This is a genomic window from Asticcacaulis sp. P4_H10, from assembly GCF_056400965.1.
In genome coordinates this window covers 264,856-278,604 of the sequence record NZ_JBFUKH010000010.1, presented here as the reverse complement: position 1 = coordinate 278,604, position 13,749 = coordinate 264,856, and the positions used below count along the sequence as shown (strand labels likewise).

At 61.5% G+C, this 13,749-nt stretch carries 14 protein-coding genes; 9 read left to right on the top strand and 5 right to left on the bottom strand.

All coding sequences use genetic code 11. The features are described from left to right. Positions 1-5: 5 nt before the first annotated feature. Positions 6-239, top strand: coding sequence for a BolA/IbaG family iron-sulfur metabolism protein (locus AC1DON_RS19305; RefSeq protein WP_476936470.1), 234 nt, complete (start codon positions 6-8; stop codon positions 237-239). A gap of 2 nt (positions 240-241) precedes the next feature. Continuing rightward, positions 242-685 carry an AAC(3)-I family aminoglycoside N-acetyltransferase gene (locus AC1DON_RS19300; RefSeq protein ID WP_476936446.1) on the top strand — a complete coding sequence of 148 codons (444 nt, stop codon included), beginning with the start codon at positions 242-244 and terminating at the stop codon, positions 683-685. A 3-nt stretch (positions 686-688) separates the two neighbouring features. On the opposite strand, the gene AC1DON_RS19295 is transcribed toward AC1DON_RS19300, so the two are convergent. Genes AC1DON_RS19295 through AC1DON_RS19285 form a run of 3 tightly spaced genes read right to left on the bottom strand, consistent with a single transcriptional unit; the run spans position 689 to position 2,172 of the window. Next, complete coding sequence (locus tag AC1DON_RS19295) at positions 689-1,321, bottom strand: hypothetical protein (protein WP_476936445.1); 633 nt, start codon at positions 1,319-1,321, stop codon at positions 689-691. Next, positions 1,318-1,632: an autorepressor SdpR family transcription factor gene (locus AC1DON_RS19290; protein WP_476936444.1), complete on the bottom strand. Its 315-nt coding sequence runs from the start codon at positions 1,630-1,632 to the stop codon at positions 1,318-1,320. Before AC1DON_RS19290 ends, AC1DON_RS19295 begins: the two co-directional genes overlap by 4 nt. 60 nt (positions 1,633-1,692) lie before the next feature. Continuing rightward, positions 1,693-2,172, bottom strand: coding sequence for an Lrp/AsnC family transcriptional regulator (locus AC1DON_RS19285; RefSeq protein WP_476936443.1), 480 nt, complete (start codon positions 2,170-2,172; stop codon positions 1,693-1,695). Between the two features lie 156 nt (positions 2,173-2,328). Here AC1DON_RS19285 and AC1DON_RS19280 point away from each other — a divergent pair, with 156 nt between their 5' ends. From AC1DON_RS19280 to AC1DON_RS19250, 7 genes are all read left to right on the top strand, one after another. After that, a complete protein-coding gene (locus tag AC1DON_RS19280; RefSeq protein ID WP_476936442.1) occupies positions 2,329-5,805 on the top strand; it encodes an indolepyruvate ferredoxin oxidoreductase family protein in 3,477 nt (1,158 codons plus the stop codon). After that, positions 5,798-6,862, top strand: coding sequence for a Glu/Leu/Phe/Val family dehydrogenase (locus AC1DON_RS19275; protein WP_476936441.1), 1,065 nt, complete (start codon positions 5,798-5,800; stop codon positions 6,860-6,862). Before AC1DON_RS19280 ends, AC1DON_RS19275 begins: the two co-directional genes overlap by 8 nt. Positions 6,863-6,881: 19 nt before the next feature. Continuing rightward, positions 6,882-8,378, top strand: coding sequence for a CoA-acylating methylmalonate-semialdehyde dehydrogenase (locus tag AC1DON_RS19270; protein ID WP_476936440.1), 1,497 nt, complete (start codon positions 6,882-6,884; stop codon positions 8,376-8,378). Between the two features lie 189 nt (positions 8,379-8,567). Further along, a complete protein-coding gene (locus tag AC1DON_RS19265; RefSeq protein WP_476936439.1) occupies positions 8,568-9,701 on the top strand; it encodes an isobutyryl-CoA dehydrogenase in 1,134 nt (377 codons plus the stop codon). A gap of 141 nt (positions 9,702-9,842) precedes the next feature. Then, on the top strand, positions 9,843-10,874 hold the full coding sequence (locus tag AC1DON_RS19260) for an enoyl-CoA hydratase/isomerase family protein (protein WP_476936438.1): 1,032 nt from the start codon (positions 9,843-9,845) through the stop codon (positions 10,872-10,874). 12 nt (positions 10,875-10,886) lie between these two features. Then, the gene (gene mmsB, locus AC1DON_RS19255) at positions 10,887-11,762 is read left to right on the top strand and encodes a 3-hydroxyisobutyrate dehydrogenase (protein ID WP_476936437.1); all 876 of its coding nucleotides are present in this window, start codon (positions 10,887-10,889) and stop codon (positions 11,760-11,762) included. 58 nt (positions 11,763-11,820) lie between these two features. Then, positions 11,821-12,297: a CAP domain-containing protein gene (locus AC1DON_RS19250; RefSeq protein ID WP_476936436.1), complete on the top strand. Its 477-nt coding sequence runs from the start codon at positions 11,821-11,823 to the stop codon at positions 12,295-12,297. Here the strand turns inward: AC1DON_RS19250 and AC1DON_RS19245 are convergent. Then, the gene (locus AC1DON_RS19245) at positions 12,294-13,049 is read right to left on the bottom strand and encodes a DUF899 domain-containing protein (RefSeq protein ID WP_476936435.1); all 756 of its coding nucleotides are present in this window, start codon (positions 13,047-13,049) and stop codon (positions 12,294-12,296) included. The two genes, AC1DON_RS19250 and AC1DON_RS19245, sit on opposite strands and share 4 nt — an antisense overlap. Before the next feature lie 12 nt (positions 13,050-13,061). Further along, the gene (locus tag AC1DON_RS19240) at positions 13,062-13,673 is read right to left on the bottom strand and encodes a TetR family transcriptional regulator C-terminal domain-containing protein (RefSeq protein ID WP_476936434.1); all 612 of its coding nucleotides are present in this window, start codon (positions 13,671-13,673) and stop codon (positions 13,062-13,064) included. Between the last annotated feature and the right edge of the window lie 76 nt (positions 13,674-13,749).

The following is a 13,749-nucleotide window of genomic DNA, read 5'->3' as shown; positions in this document are numbered from 1 at the left end:
TGATAATGGCCATTGCGCAAAGCGAACTTCAGGCACGGCTCGAGACCGCCTTTCCCGGTGCGCAGGTGGTGATCGAGGACCTTGCTGGGGACGGCGACCACTACCGCGCCCGCATCGTGGCCGAGGAATTCCGTGGTCTGGCCCGCGTGCGTCAGCATCAGTTGGTCAACAAGGCCTTGGCCGACCTGCTGAGTGGGCCCTTGCATGCCCTGGCGCTGGAAACGCGCGCGCCGGAATAGGCATGACCATTGTTGTCCTGACAGCTGACGATCTGACGCTGTTCCGCGCGGCCATGGCGTTGTTCGGGCGCGCCTTCGACGATGCCGACAGCTATCAGGGCGCGCCGCCGTCTGACGACTATGCGCTAGGCTATCTTGGGAATCCCGCGAATATCCTGTTGGTCGCGACCGAAGGTGAGGCGGTGGTGGGCGCCCTGGCTGCCTATGTACTTCAGAAATTCGAACAGGCGCGCAGCGAGGTCTACATCTACGACCTGGCCGTCGATGAGGTGCATCGCCGCAAGGGCATCGCAACGGCTCTGATCGAACGGCTCAAGTCCGTTGCGCGCGAACGCGGGGCATACGTCATCTACGTCCAGGCCGACTATGGCGACGACCCTGCGATCAATCTCTACACCAAGCTCGGCGCGCGTGAGGACGTCATGCATTTCGACATCGAGCCTTGACGATCACTGCGCACGGGGCTTGAAGCGCCTCAGCAGGACGTCAAGCATGCTCATGGAGACCGTAAAGCCGACAACCAGCCAAAGCACGGCGTTCATTCCCCAGAGGTCGCTCGCCATGAATATGGCAAAGGCCCACGCCAGGCCGTTGAGAATCTGAAACAGGGCTCCGCGGATAGCGCTGTCACGCTGTTGCAGCGGGTTTTCGGTTCGGCCAGCGGCGAAAGGCTTGCCGCGCAACAGCCAGACAGAGGCGACAAGAGACACGATATAGGCGGCCAAGCCGGTACCGGATGCACTCAGGATGCGAATGTCTTCCGGTGCCCAGATCCACAGCGCCATGCTGGCCAGTCCACCCAGGACAAGCGTCCATCCGGCGAAACGTTCGGCTTTTAGCCGGCGCGCAATCTTATGTCCGTTGGGGTCGTCACTTTGCGCCAGGGACGGCCGCAGCAGCTTTGGCAGGGCATTGCCGGCGACGACCAGCAGGCTGCCGAACAAAAGGCCGACATAGCGCTCGACGTGGTCGATCTGGATCAGGCCTGTGGCCTTGGCCACCACTATGCCCAATACCAGGACAACGAGCATGCAGACGCTGGCGATCAGGCCGGTGCGGGGTTGGGACGCGCAAGATGTCATGAAGAATGCTCCGGTTTGGTGGAGGATGGGGCGTGCGTTTCCATCTGGCGCAACTCCCAGCCAAAAGCCTGGGCGAAGGCAAACATGGCGTCCTCGAGGACGGACATCTGCAGGTGATAGACAACACTTTGCGCCTGCTTATGCGTAACAACCAGACCGGCTTCGCGCAGGACGGCGAAATGCGCCGACATGGTCGGCTTGGATACGTTGAATTGTGCCGCCAGTTCGCCAGCCGACATGGGCCGCTGGCGCAGCAGTTCCAGAACGCGGCGGCGGGTCGGGTCGGACAGGGCTTTGAAAATCAGACTCATAATTTGTATTTAGCTAAACACCTAAATAAAGTCAAGCCGCGTATGAAATCCGTGTTCCGATCACACGCTCGGCGACGGATCGCGTTTCAAACGCCTGAGGCAGAAGGTCGATTTTGCATGGCGTATGCCGGGGAATTTCAGCAGCCGCTTGCGCAGGAACTGCTCATAGTCCTCGGTATCCTCGACCGCAGCCATGATGACATAGTCGTATTCTCCGGTGGTGAGGTACGCGTCGGTCACTTCCGGCAGTTGCGCCAGGTGGCGTGAGAAGTTCTCGATCTTTTCGTCATCGTGCATGTCGAGATTGATCTCGATGATCACCGACATCGGCTTGCCGATCTTTTCCGGATTGAGCAGGGCGACGTAGCCGGCGATCACCCCCTGGTCTTCAAGCCGCTTGATCCGCGACCAGCACGGGGTCTGCGACAGCCCGACCTTGTCGGCAATTTCCTGCGTCGTCAGGTGAGCGTCCTCGCGCAGGAGCCGCAGAATCTTGCGGTCGATATCGTCGATCTCATAGCCCGTTTTAGGACGTGCCATCGGCTTTTGTGCTCCGCAGCAAATAATCTATCTAATTATGGCGATATTCTCAGAAAATAATTCCGCTGACAAGGCTGTCGCGCGCGCACTTTGGAAGGACATTCCTGATAGGAGGTATAGTCTCATATGTAATTATAAAACAGGTTGGAATGCCCAATGCGCGCCAATGTCACGCTTGCCGACAAGTACCAGCTGGAGTCCGGCCGGGCCTTTATGACCGGGGTCCAGGCCCTGGTCCGGCTGCCGGTCATGATCCGTCAGGCGGACATGAAGCGCGGGCTGAATACGGCAGGTTTCATTTCCGGTTATCGCGGTTCGCCACTGGGCACCTACGACATGCAACTGGCCCAGGCGAAATCCTGGCTCGACGCCCACGATATCGTCGTCCAGCGTGGCATCAACGAAGACCTGGGTGCCACCGCCGTCTGGGGGACGCAGCATGTGCCGCTGTTCCAGGGTCATCTGAGAGACGGCGTCTTCGGCCTGTGGTACGGCAAGGGCCCGGGCGTCGATCGCACCGGCGACGTTTTCAAGCACGCCAATTTCGCAGGCACCTCGCCGCTTGGCGGTGTGCTGGCCCTGGCCGGCGACGACCATTCGTGCAAGTCGTCCACGCTCGCCAACCAGTCGGAATTTGCCTTTGCCGACGCTGAAATGCCGTCGCTGGTGCCGTCGACCATCGACGAAGTGCTGGAATTCGGCATGAAGGGCATCGAGATGTCGCGTTATGCCGGCTGCTGGGTCGGCATCAAGACGATCGCCGACCTGATGGACGCATCGACCTCGGCCCATATCGATCCGGACCGTTACACTGTGCTGACGCCCGACTTCGACCTGCCTGAAGGCGGCCTGAGCATCCGTTTGGGCGACACGCCCGAAGCCAAGGAAATCCGCCACCGCCACTTCCGCCTGCCGGCCGCGCAGGCCTTTGCCCGCGCGAATGGCCTCGATCCGATCGTGCGCGACTCAAAGACCCCGCGTTTCGGCATCGCCGCCAGCGGCAAGGGCTATCTGCACGTGCTGGATGCCCTGCGCCTGCTCGAAATCTCCGATGCTGAAGCGGCCGCCATGGGGCTGCGCATCTGGAAGGTCGGCATGGCCTGGCCACTGGATCGCATGACGGCGCGCAGCTTCGCCAAGGGGCTTGAGACCGTTCTGGTTGTCGAAGAACGCCGCGCCCTGATCGAGCCGCAACTGCGCGATGCGCTTTACGATCTGTCCGTCCGCCCGCAGATACTTGGCAAGGCCGGTCGCGACGGCCGCACCCTGGTGCGCGACGTCATGGATCTCGATACCGCCCATGTCGCCGGCGCGCTCTATGAAGTCCTGCCCGAAACCTTGAAGACGCCAGCGCGCCGCGCCATTATCGACCGCGTCCGCGACCGCACCGAAGCGCGCGACAACGTCGTGCAACTGCATACACGCAAGCCCTTCTACTGTGCCGGCTGCCCGCACAACACCTCGACGACTGTGCCCGATGGCAGCCGCGCCACGGCCGGCATCGGCTGCCATTACATGGTCCAGTTCATGCCGGCGCGCCATTCGGAAGTCTGTACGCACATGGGCGGCGAGGGGGTCACCTGGGTCGGCCAGGCGCCATTCACCGATGAGCCGCATATCTTCGCCAATCTCGGCGACGGCACCTATTTCCATTCGGGCCTGCTGGCGATCCGTCAGTCGATCGCGGCTGGCGTCAATATCACCTACAAGATCCTCTATAACGACGCAGTTGCCATGACCGGCGGCCAGCACGTCGACGGCCAGCTGCATCCGGTGACGGTCGCGCAACAGGTCGCGGCCGAGGGCATCAAGCACATCGTCATGGTGTCGGACGATCCCGATCGCTGGCGCGGCCATGCCAACATGCCGCCGCGCGTCAGCTTCTATCACCGCGACGATATCGAAACCGCCGAAGCCGAGTTGAAAGCGCTGCCCGGCACGACGGTGCTGATCTACGACCAGATGTGCGCCACCGAACTGCGCCGCCGCCGCAAGCGCGGCCTGGAACCCAAGGCCAAGGAACGCATCTTCATCAACAGCGCTGTCTGCGAAGGCTGTGGCGACTGCTCGGTCAAGTCCAACTGCATCGCTGTCGGCCCCAAGGAAACGGAACTGGGCCGCAAGCGCGAAATCGACCAGTCGGCGTGCAATGTCGATACGTCGTGCGTCAAAGGCTTTTGCCCTAGCTTCGTCTCGTTGGAAGGTGCGAAACTGAAAAAGGCCGCGCCAAATGCCGTCGACCATCTGATTGAAAACCTGCCCGATATCACGCCGCCGGTCCTGACCGAAGCGCCGTTCAACGTGCTTCTGACCGGCATCGGCGGGCTGGGTGTCACCTCGCTTAGCGCTATGTTCGGCATGGCAGCGCATCTGGATGAAGCCGAGGTCCTGTGCGTCGATCAGATCGGCCTGGCGCAACGCGGTGGGGCGGTTGATGCGCATGTCCGCCTGGCCAAGGCCGGAACGATGATGCCAGGCGGCCGTATTCCGCTGGGGGAGGCCGACGTGCTGATCGCCGCCGACATGGTCACGGCCCACGGCAAGTCGACCTTGCCGCTTTTGTCGGCCGACCGCACGTGCGGCCTGCTCGACAACCGCCTGACCCCGACGGCCGAGTTTACCCAGGATACAGAGACCGTTTTCGACACGCTCAACATGACGCGCAAGGTCACGGAGGCAGTCAAGTCGCTCGATGTGTTCGATGCCGCCGGTTTGGCGCGTAAGTATCTTGGCGACGCCGTCTATGCTCTGATGATCATGTGGGGCGCAGCATGGCAGTCGGGCCTGCTGCCGCTGTCGCGCGAAGCTATCGAACGCGCCATTGCGCTCAATGGTGCCGAGGTCCAGGCCAATCAGCGCGCTTTTGCTATCGGTCGCGCCTATGTTGCCGGGCGTTTGGATAAGGCGGAAACGCCATCTCCGGTCTTCGATCTCGATTCCTTTATCGCGGGCCGCGTTGCCGACCTGACAGCCTACCAGGACGCTGCTTACGCCGCCCGGTACACACATCTGGTCGAAACCGTCCGCGTCGCCGAAAGGCAATACGGGAGCCTGCGCCTGACCGAAGCCGTGGCGCGCTCTGCTTATAAGCTGATGACCTATAAGGACGAATACGAAGTTGCGCGGCTCTACAGCGATCCGGCGTTCAAGGCGGCTTTGGCTGAGCAGTTCGAAGACACCAAGGCGATCCGCGTCTTTCTGGCGCCGCCGCTGCTCGGCGAAAAGGACATCCATGGCCACGCCAAGAAGCGCAAGTTTGGCCCGTGGGTGTTCCAGTTGTTTGCCGTGCTGAAGTCGCTCAAGGCCCTGCGTGGTACTGCCTTCGACGTTTTCGGCTACACGACGGAACGCCGCGCCGAGCGCCGCCTGGTCGAAGATTATTTCAACCTCATCGGCCGCATTGCCCGCGACCTGACGCCCGGCAATCTTGATACCGCCGTGGCGCTTGCCAACCTGCCTCAGGACATCCGCGGCTTTGGTCACATCAAGGCCGCCAATATGGACAAGGTCGCCCTTCGCCAGGCTGACCTGCTGGCGCGCTTCGAAGCACCCGCCACACCCGAACCTGCCGCCAAGCCCACCAAGGGCCGCGCCATCCTCTTCGACAAGACCAAGGACCATGTACATGTTTGATCACCCCGACTTCGACAGCCACGAAAAGGTAATGATGGTGGAGGACGAAGCCTCGGGGCTGCGCGCCATTGTCGCGGTCCATTCGACGGCATTGGGGGCTGCGGCGGGCGGTTGCCGCCTGTGGAGCTATGACAGCAGTGCTGCGGCACTTTCGGATTCATTGCGCCTGTCGCGCGGCATGTCGTTCAAGAACGCCATGGCCAACCTGCCCATGGGCGGTGGCAAGGCGGTGATCCTCGGGCCTGTGGCGGCCGACAAGCGCGTCGCCGTCATGCAGGCTTTTGGCCGCGCCGTGAACAGCCTGAACGGCCAGTACATCACCGCCGAAGACGTCGGCGTCGGCGTCGCCGATATGGAAATCGTCGCTACCCAGACCAAGTTCGTCAGCGGCCTGTCGGCAGTAGCGGGAAAGTCGGGCGGTGATCCGTCGCCTTATACGGCGCGCGGTGTCCGCGTTGGCATCGAAGCCGCCGTGCGCGCCAAACTCAACCGGCCGGAAGTCGCGGGCCTCAAGGTTGCCATCCAGGGCCTGGGCCATGTCGGCATGTATCTCTGTGAAGAGCTCTATCATCTCGGCGCCAATCTGGTTGTCGCCGACATCAATCCGGCGCGCGTCGCCGAGGCGCAAAGCCGCTTTGGCGCGATTGGCGTGTCTGTGGACGATATCCTGACAGAGGATGTCGATGTCGTGGCGCCGTGCGCCCTGGGTGGGACGATCAGCGAATACGCCGCGCGTTATATCCGGGCGGGCGTTGTCGCGGGCGCGGCCAATAACCAGCTGGCGACGCCGGAGGCAGGCCAGATCCTGGCTGAACGCGGCATCTTGTACGCGCCGGACTATGTCATCAATGCCGGCGGCATCATCATGGTCAACGGCGAAATCAGCGGCAATAACGACACGGCGGTGGTGACGGCGGCGGTCGATGCCATTGGTCCGAGGCTGGACGAAATCTTCGCCCGCGCGAAAAGCGAAGATGTGATCACAAATGAGGTTGCCGACGCCATGGCGAAGGCTAAACTCCGCGCCGCGAAGGCGCGCACAAAGGTTGTCGCCTGATATTTGAGAGGCGAGGGCGATGCGCGATATTCACCACTTCCTGAACGGCAAGGCTATCCCTGGCACATCCGGCCGGTTCGGCGACGTTTTCGATCCGAACACCGGCAAGGTCCAGGCGCGCGTCGCCCTGGCCACGGCGGCCGAGGTTGACGCCGCCGTGCAGCAGGCGGCGAGGGCGCAGGCCGGCTGGGCGCAGATGAACCCGCAACGCCGGGCGCGCGTCATGTTTGCTTTCAAGGGGTTGATCGAGACCCATATGGACGAGCTGGCGCTCCTTTTGTCGTCCGAACACGGCAAGGTCGTCGCCGACTCGAAAGGCGATATCCAGCGTGGGCTTGAGGTCGTCGAATTCGCCTGCGGTATCCCGCACTTGTTGAAGGGCGACTATACCGAAGGCGCCGGCCCTGGCATCGACGTCTATTCGATGCGTCAGCCGTTAGGTGTCGTTGCCGGTATCACGCCGTTCAACTTCCCGGCCATGATCCCGTTGTGGATGGCCGCAGTGGCCCTGGCGTGCGGCAATGCCTTTGTGCTCAAGCCATCGGAAAAGGACCCGTCGGTGCCGGTGCGCCTCGGCGAACTGCTGCTTGAAGCCGGCCTGCCCGAAGGCGTCTTCCAGGTCATCCACGGCGACAAGGAGGCCGTCGATGCCCTGATTACTCACGACCTGATCAAGGCCGTGTCGTTCGTTGGCTCGTCGGACATTGCCCAGTACATTTACGCGACGGGCGCGGCGCACGGCAAACGCGTCCAGGCCATGGGCGGCGCCAAGAACCACGGCATTATCATGCCCGACGCCGATCTCGACCAGGTGGTGAAGGACATTGTCGGCGCGGCCTACGGCTCGGCCGGTGAACGCTGCATGGCCCTGCCCGTGGCGGTGCCGGTCGGCGCGAAAACCGCCGATGCCTTTATCGAGCGCATGATTGATGCGGCGCGCGGCCTCAAGGTCGGGGTTTCGACCGACGCTGACGCCCACTATGGCCCGGCCATCTCGGCCGTGCATAAGGCCAAGGTCGAATCCTATATCCAGATGGGCGTCGATGAGGGCGCAGACCTGCTGCTCGATGGCCGGGGGCTAAAGCTGCAAGGCCATGAGGATGGCTATTTCATCGGCCCGACCCTGTTCGATAGGGTCAAGCCGGGGATGAAGACCTATCAGGACGAAATCTTCGGTCCGGTGCTACAGGTCGTGCGCGCCGAAACGCTTGAAGAAGCGGCCGCCCTGCCGTCGAACCACGCCTATGGCAATGGCGTTGCCATCTTCACCCGCAACGGGCTGGCGGCGCGCGAATTCGCTGCCAAGGTCAATGTCGGCATGGTCGGCATCAATGTGCCGATCCCAGTGCCGGTGGCCTATCACAGCTTTGGCGGCTGGAAGCGCTCGGCCTTTGGCGACATGAACCAGTACGGCGAAGACGGCGTGCGCTTCTACACCAAGGTCAAGACGATCACTCAACGCTGGCCCGACGGTGACCTGGGCGACCAGGCGTTTGTTATTCCGACAATGCGATAGGCAATAAGAAAGCAAGAAACCCCACCACCATTTCGCTGCGCTCATGGTCCCCCTCCCCGACAAGTCGGGAAGGTATAAAAAGGGGGCGCTTTCCTATACCTCCCCAGCTTGCTGGGGAGGGGGACCGCACGAGACAGTGCTTGCACTGGCGAGATGTGGTGGTGGGGTTTCTTAAAAACGGGAACCGAGATGCTGCTTAACGAAGACCAGTTGCTCATCCAGGATACGGCAAGACGCTTTGCCTACGACCGTTTGCGGCCAAACGCAGGTGACTGGGACGAACGCAAGCACTTCCCGGTCGATGTCATGCGCGAAGCGGCAGCCCTTGGTTTCGCGTCGATTTACACTCGCGAGGACCATGGCGGTTCCGGCCTGACGCGCCTCGACGCCGTGCTGATCTTTGAGCAGTTGTCGCGCGGCTGTATCGCCACGGCGGCCTTTTTGTCGATCCACAATATGTGCACCTGGATGATCGATATGTTCGGCTCCGAACACCAGCGCGCGCACTGGCTGCCGCAACTGGTCGGTATGGACAAGCTCGCCAGCTATTGCCTGACTGAACCCGGCAGCGGATCGGACGCTGCGGCCATGGCGACACGCGCTATTCGTGACGGCGACTTTTATGTGCTCAACGGTTCCAAGCAGTTTATTTCCGGTGCCGGTATCTCGGAAATCTACGTCGTTATGGCGCGCACCGGCGAAGACGGCCCCAAGGGCATCTCGACCTTTATTATCCCAAAAGACACGTCGGGCCTGAGCTTTGGCGCTAATGAGAAGAAGATGGGCTGGAACGCCCAGCCGACGCGTCAGGTTCTGTTCGACAATCTCCGCATTCCCGTTGAAAGCCGGCTTGGCGACGAAGGGCAGGGCTTTACCTTCGCCATGAAGGGGCTCGATGGCGGTCGGCTGAATATCGCGGCCTGTTCGCTTGGCGGTGCCCAGGACGCACTCGATCGCGCCCGCGACTACGCTGCTCAACGTAAGCAGTTCGGCAAGACACTCGATGCGTTTCAGGCAACGCAGTTCAAGCTGGCCGATATGGAAACCGAGCTTCAGGCCGCTCGCTCGCTGCTCTACGACGCTGCGCAGAAACTCGATGCAAAAGCGCCCGACGCCACCAAATGGTGCGCCATGGCCAAGCGGTTCGTTACCGATACGGGCTCGAAGGTCGCCAATGACGCGCTGCAAATCCACGGCGGTTATGGCTATCTGCACGACTACGGTGTCGAACGCATCGTCCGTGATCTGCGCGTCCATCAGATCCTCGAAGGCACCAACGAAATCATGCGCGTCATCATCGCCCGGCATATGGAGACGGCATGAAAATCCCTTCTCCCTTTTTAAGGGGAAAAGGTGGTCCGCAGGACCGGACGAGGGGTAGGTTCAGCGCCTCTGGTTTCGACGGATTTACCCATCACCCCAACCCTCTCCCCTTGAAAGGGGAGAGGGGGAGCTACCTTTCAGATGACTGAAGACCTTATTTCACGCATAGAGAATGGCATCGGCCGCATCACGCTCAATCGGCCGAAAGCCTTGCACACCCTGACGACGGAGATGTGCGCTGCCTTGGCCGAGGCCCTGACAGCATGGAAACATGATGACGCTGTGCGCGCGGTCCTGGTCGATCATGCCGAAGGCACGCGCGGTTTTTGCGCCGGCGGTGATATCCGTAAAGTGGCCGAAAGCGGCCGCAAGGACGGTGTCGAGGCGGCCGAATTCTTCCGCATCGAATACACGCTGAACAACCAGATCAAGCACTATCCCAAGCCCTATATCGCCATCATGGACGGCATCACCATGGGCGGTGGTGTCGGCATTTCGGTCCATGGCTCGCACCGGATCATCACCGAGCGGACCATCTTTGCCATGCCGGAAACGGGAATTGGTCTGTTTCCCGATGTCGGTGGGGGCTGGTTCCTGCCGCGTCTGGAAGGCGAACTCGGCACGTGGCTGGCACTCACGGGCGCGCAGTTGCGTGGCGGTGATGTTGTGGCGGCCGGCCTCGGCACACATTTCGTACCGTCGGAGCGTATCGAAGCGCTGAAACAAGCCGTGTTCACCGGGCAAAAAGTCGACGTGGCGCTGTCCGGGCTCGCGGAAGGCGTGCTGCAGCCGACCTATGCGCCGCATATGGCGACCATCAATCGCTGCTTTGCGCAGGATACGATGACACAAATATCCATCGCGTTGAATAAAGACAGTGGTGAGTGGGCGCTGAAGCAGGCGGAAATCCTGACCAAGCGGTCGCCGCAGTCTGTGGCGGTGGCGCTCAAGCAACTGCGCGAAGGCAGGCGCATGACCTCTTTTGAAGAGGTCATGAAGATGGAGTACCGACTGGCCTGCCGCATCACTCGCACACGCGACTTCTCGGAAGGCGTTCGCGCGGTCATAGAGGACAAGGATCACGCCCCCGACTGGCTGGCGGTGGCGGACTTCAGTCCGCTGGTCGAACAGATGTTCGACTCCTTGGGTAATATGGATTTGCAGCTGCCTTAAACGGAGGCGCCTATGGATATCGCATTTATCGGCCTGGGCAATATGGGATCCGGCATGGCCGCCAATCTGCTCAAGGCCGGCCACGGCATACGAGCGTTCGACCTGAGCACGGAAGCCGTTACGCAGGCCGTCGCCGCAGGCGCTGTGGCGTCGTCTTCGATCGGGGAAGCCTGCAAAGATGCCGATGCGGTGGTCACCATGTTGCCCGCTGCGTCGCATGTTCTGTCGGTCCATGAAGAGGTCCGCAAGGCCGCACCTTCTTCGGCGCTCTTGATTGACTGTTCGACCATCGATGTTGCCAGCGCCCGCCAAGCCCACGAACAGGCCGTAGTCGCCGGCTTTGACATGGTCGATGCGCCGGTGTCGGGCGGTGTGGCGGCGGCCAATGCCGGCACTTTGACCTTCATGGTCGGTGGTGACGCAATGGCGTTTGCGCGCGCCCAACCCATTCTCAGCGCCATGGGTAAGACCGTCATCCATGCGGGCGCCGCCGGTGCGGGGCAGGCGGCCAAGATCTGTAACAACATGCTGTTGGCCATCACCATGATCGGTACCTGCGAAGCCTTTGCCCTGGCGGAAAAGCTCGGGCTCGATGACCAGGTCTTCTTCGATATCGCCTCGAAAGCCTCAGGCCAGAACTGGTCGCTGACCAGCTACTGTCCGGTGCCGGGCCCCGTACCGGCATCGCCCGCCAACAACGATTACAAGCCCGGCTTCATGGCGGGCCTGATGCTGAAGGACCTGACGCTGGCCATGCAGGCCGCTCAGATGGCGTCCGCCGATACGCCTTTGGGGGCGCGCGCCCATGCCCTTTACGAGGCTTTATGTGCTGACGGCTATGGTCAGCAGGATTTCTCGATCATGATGGAGCGTATCCGCGGCACCTGACACTCGCCAGAATGGCGTATCGCTGTTAGGATGCGCGCAGGCAATCGGGGAAACCACCATGTTACGCGCCAGCCTTATCGCCGCAGCGACGATCGCCACTTCAGCCCAGGCGCTTGAGCGCGAGAGCCGGTTGCAGGACGTGCCGATGGCGGTGACGGTCTTTGACCGCGTCAATCTGGAACGCGTCAGCGCCGGCTGTGGCGATCTGAAAACCAACGACCTGCTTATGGAAGCGGCGCGCAAGCACAGCGAAGACATGGCGCTGGCCAATTTCATCAGCCACGTTGGCAGCGACGGCTCGACCGTCGGCAAGCGCGCCAATGCCAGCGGCTACTACTTCATCCTGATCGGCGAAAACATCAGCGACGGCGAAGCCTCAGCGAAGGAGATCGTTGACGCCTGGATGCACAGCATGCGTCACCGCGAAAACATCCTCAACTGCCGCTATGAGGACACCGGCGTCTGGGTGACGCCGGGCCGGTCGGGCAGGGGGCTGTATTGGGTCCAGGTCTTCGGCGTGCCTTATAAACGTTAGGCCTTGCAACAGGCGGATTTCGCCTTCGCATCTTCGTACTTGTCGTGATGGCGGACCCAGTCGCTCAGGTCGCCGTTTGGCCCGGTCTCGTTGCGGCCGAGCGGCGTAAGGTCAAGCAAGCCAAAGGCGCCTGAGACCTCGGTGCCGCGCGCATAACACGAATAGGTGTGATAGACGGCGCCGTCGGCACCCTTTACGAACACCGACATGCCCGGCAGTTCATCGCAGGCGTAGTCGTCCTCGCGGAAATTATAGGCGACGCGGCCGGCTGCTTTCTGGGCCTCTGTGAACGAGACATTGTAGTCGTAGTTGAAATCGCTGCCATGCGACGACACCCAGTCGAATTCCCAACCCATACGCGCTTTGAAGGCTTCGATCTTGTCGAGCGGCGCCCGCGCTACGACCGTGAACTTGACGTCGTGGTTTTCGAGATGGAGCCAGATGCCGTGCATATGGTCGGCGCCGAACGAACAGCCGACGCAGCCTTCTTCCCACTCCGGTCCGAACATGAAATGCTGGATCAGAAGCTGGCTGCGGCCTTCGAACAGGTCGCTTAAGCTTCGCGGGCCATCCGGCGTATCAAAGACATAGAGCTTGTCGACCTTGACCCACGGCAGGGTGCGCCGTTCAGCAGCCAGGGCGTCCATCTGGCGCAGCAGGTCCTTCTCCTTGACCAGCAACGCCTGACGCGCTGTCAGCCAGTCCTCGCGGGAGACGACCTCAGGCGAGGTGAGAGGGGCAGCGCTATCCATGACCATTTCCTGTTATAACGGGCGTAAACCATTCAGGTAAACAACGACTTGCCGGACACCTGAACGCAACAGGCTGGGGTCCTGGGCGGTCTTGGCCAGCGAGATGAAGCCCTCGTAGGCGGCGACCATGAACATGGCGGCTTCGCGGGCGTCGATATCGCGGCGCACCTTGCCGTTGGCCTGGCCGAGCCGCAGGGCGTCGGCAACGCCGCCGATCCATTCGCTGAACAGCCGGTTGAGGCGCAGGCGGAAGCCGTTATCCACCGGCGACATTTCTTGCGCCAGATTGTTGAGTGGACAGCCGCCGGACACGGCCTCTTCGGTAAAGCAGGTACCCTCGACAATCTCGATCAAGGCATCGATCGGGTCATCGACATCGTCGAGCGGCGCCAGCCACTTGTCGCTGGTGATCTTCGCGATGAAATGGTCGATGACGGCGTGAGCCAAGGCTTCCTTGCTGCCGAAGTGGTGATAGAGCGCGCCCTTGGTCACGCCGGCGCGGTCCAGAATGCTGTTCAGGTCGCTGCCCTGATAGCCGGTGGTGTAGATTTCCGAAAAAGCGGCCGTCAGCAGGCGGTCTCGCGTCTGCGCCGGATTTTTGCGTGAAGGAGTGGGATTGTTCATACCAACCGGTATGTATCAATGGTATGTGAAAGTCAAGGACTTGCCCTGAGCGAAAACATGCTGCCATAATTTGTCA

What these genes read in the sequence shown, in the direction of transcription:
- AC1DON_RS19250 (WP_476936436.1), top strand. Translation starts at nt 11,821, where the DNA reads ATGTTACGCGCCAGCCTTATCGCCGCAGCGACGATCGCCACTTCAGCC.
- AC1DON_RS19245 (WP_476936435.1), bottom strand. Translation starts at nt 13,049, where the DNA reads ATGGATAGCGCTGCCCCTCTCACCTCGCCTGAGGTCGTCTCCCGCGAG.
- AC1DON_RS19270 (WP_476936440.1), top strand. Translation starts at nt 6,882, where the DNA reads ATGCGCGATATTCACCACTTCCTGAACGGCAAGGCTATCCCTGGCACA.
- AC1DON_RS19285 (WP_476936443.1), bottom strand. Translation starts at nt 2,172, where the DNA reads ATGGCACGTCCTAAAACGGGCTATGAGATCGACGATATCGACCGCAAG.
- AC1DON_RS19290 (WP_476936444.1), bottom strand. Translation starts at nt 1,632, where the DNA reads ATGAGTCTGATTTTCAAAGCCCTGTCCGACCCGACCCGCCGCCGCGTT.
- AC1DON_RS19305 (WP_476936470.1), top strand. Translation starts at nt 6, where the DNA reads ATGGCCATTGCGCAAAGCGAACTTCAGGCACGGCTCGAGACCGCCTTT.
- AC1DON_RS19280 (WP_476936442.1), top strand. Translation starts at nt 2,329, where the DNA reads ATGCGCGCCAATGTCACGCTTGCCGACAAGTACCAGCTGGAGTCCGGC.
- mmsB (WP_476936437.1), top strand. Translation starts at nt 10,887, where the DNA reads ATGGATATCGCATTTATCGGCCTGGGCAATATGGGATCCGGCATGGCC.
- AC1DON_RS19240 (WP_476936434.1), bottom strand. Translation starts at nt 13,673, where the DNA reads ATGAACAATCCCACTCCTTCACGCAAAAATCCGGCGCAGACGCGAGAC.
- AC1DON_RS19295 (WP_476936445.1), bottom strand. Translation starts at nt 1,321, where the DNA reads ATGACATCTTGCGCGTCCCAACCCCGCACCGGCCTGATCGCCAGCGTC.
- AC1DON_RS19275 (WP_476936441.1), top strand. Translation starts at nt 5,798, where the DNA reads ATGTTTGATCACCCCGACTTCGACAGCCACGAAAAGGTAATGATGGTG.
- AC1DON_RS19260 (WP_476936438.1), top strand. Translation starts at nt 9,843, where the DNA reads ATGACTGAAGACCTTATTTCACGCATAGAGAATGGCATCGGCCGCATC.
- AC1DON_RS19265 (WP_476936439.1), top strand. Translation starts at nt 8,568, where the DNA reads ATGCTGCTTAACGAAGACCAGTTGCTCATCCAGGATACGGCAAGACGC.
- AC1DON_RS19300 (WP_476936446.1), top strand. Translation starts at nt 242, where the DNA reads ATGACCATTGTTGTCCTGACAGCTGACGATCTGACGCTGTTCCGCGCG.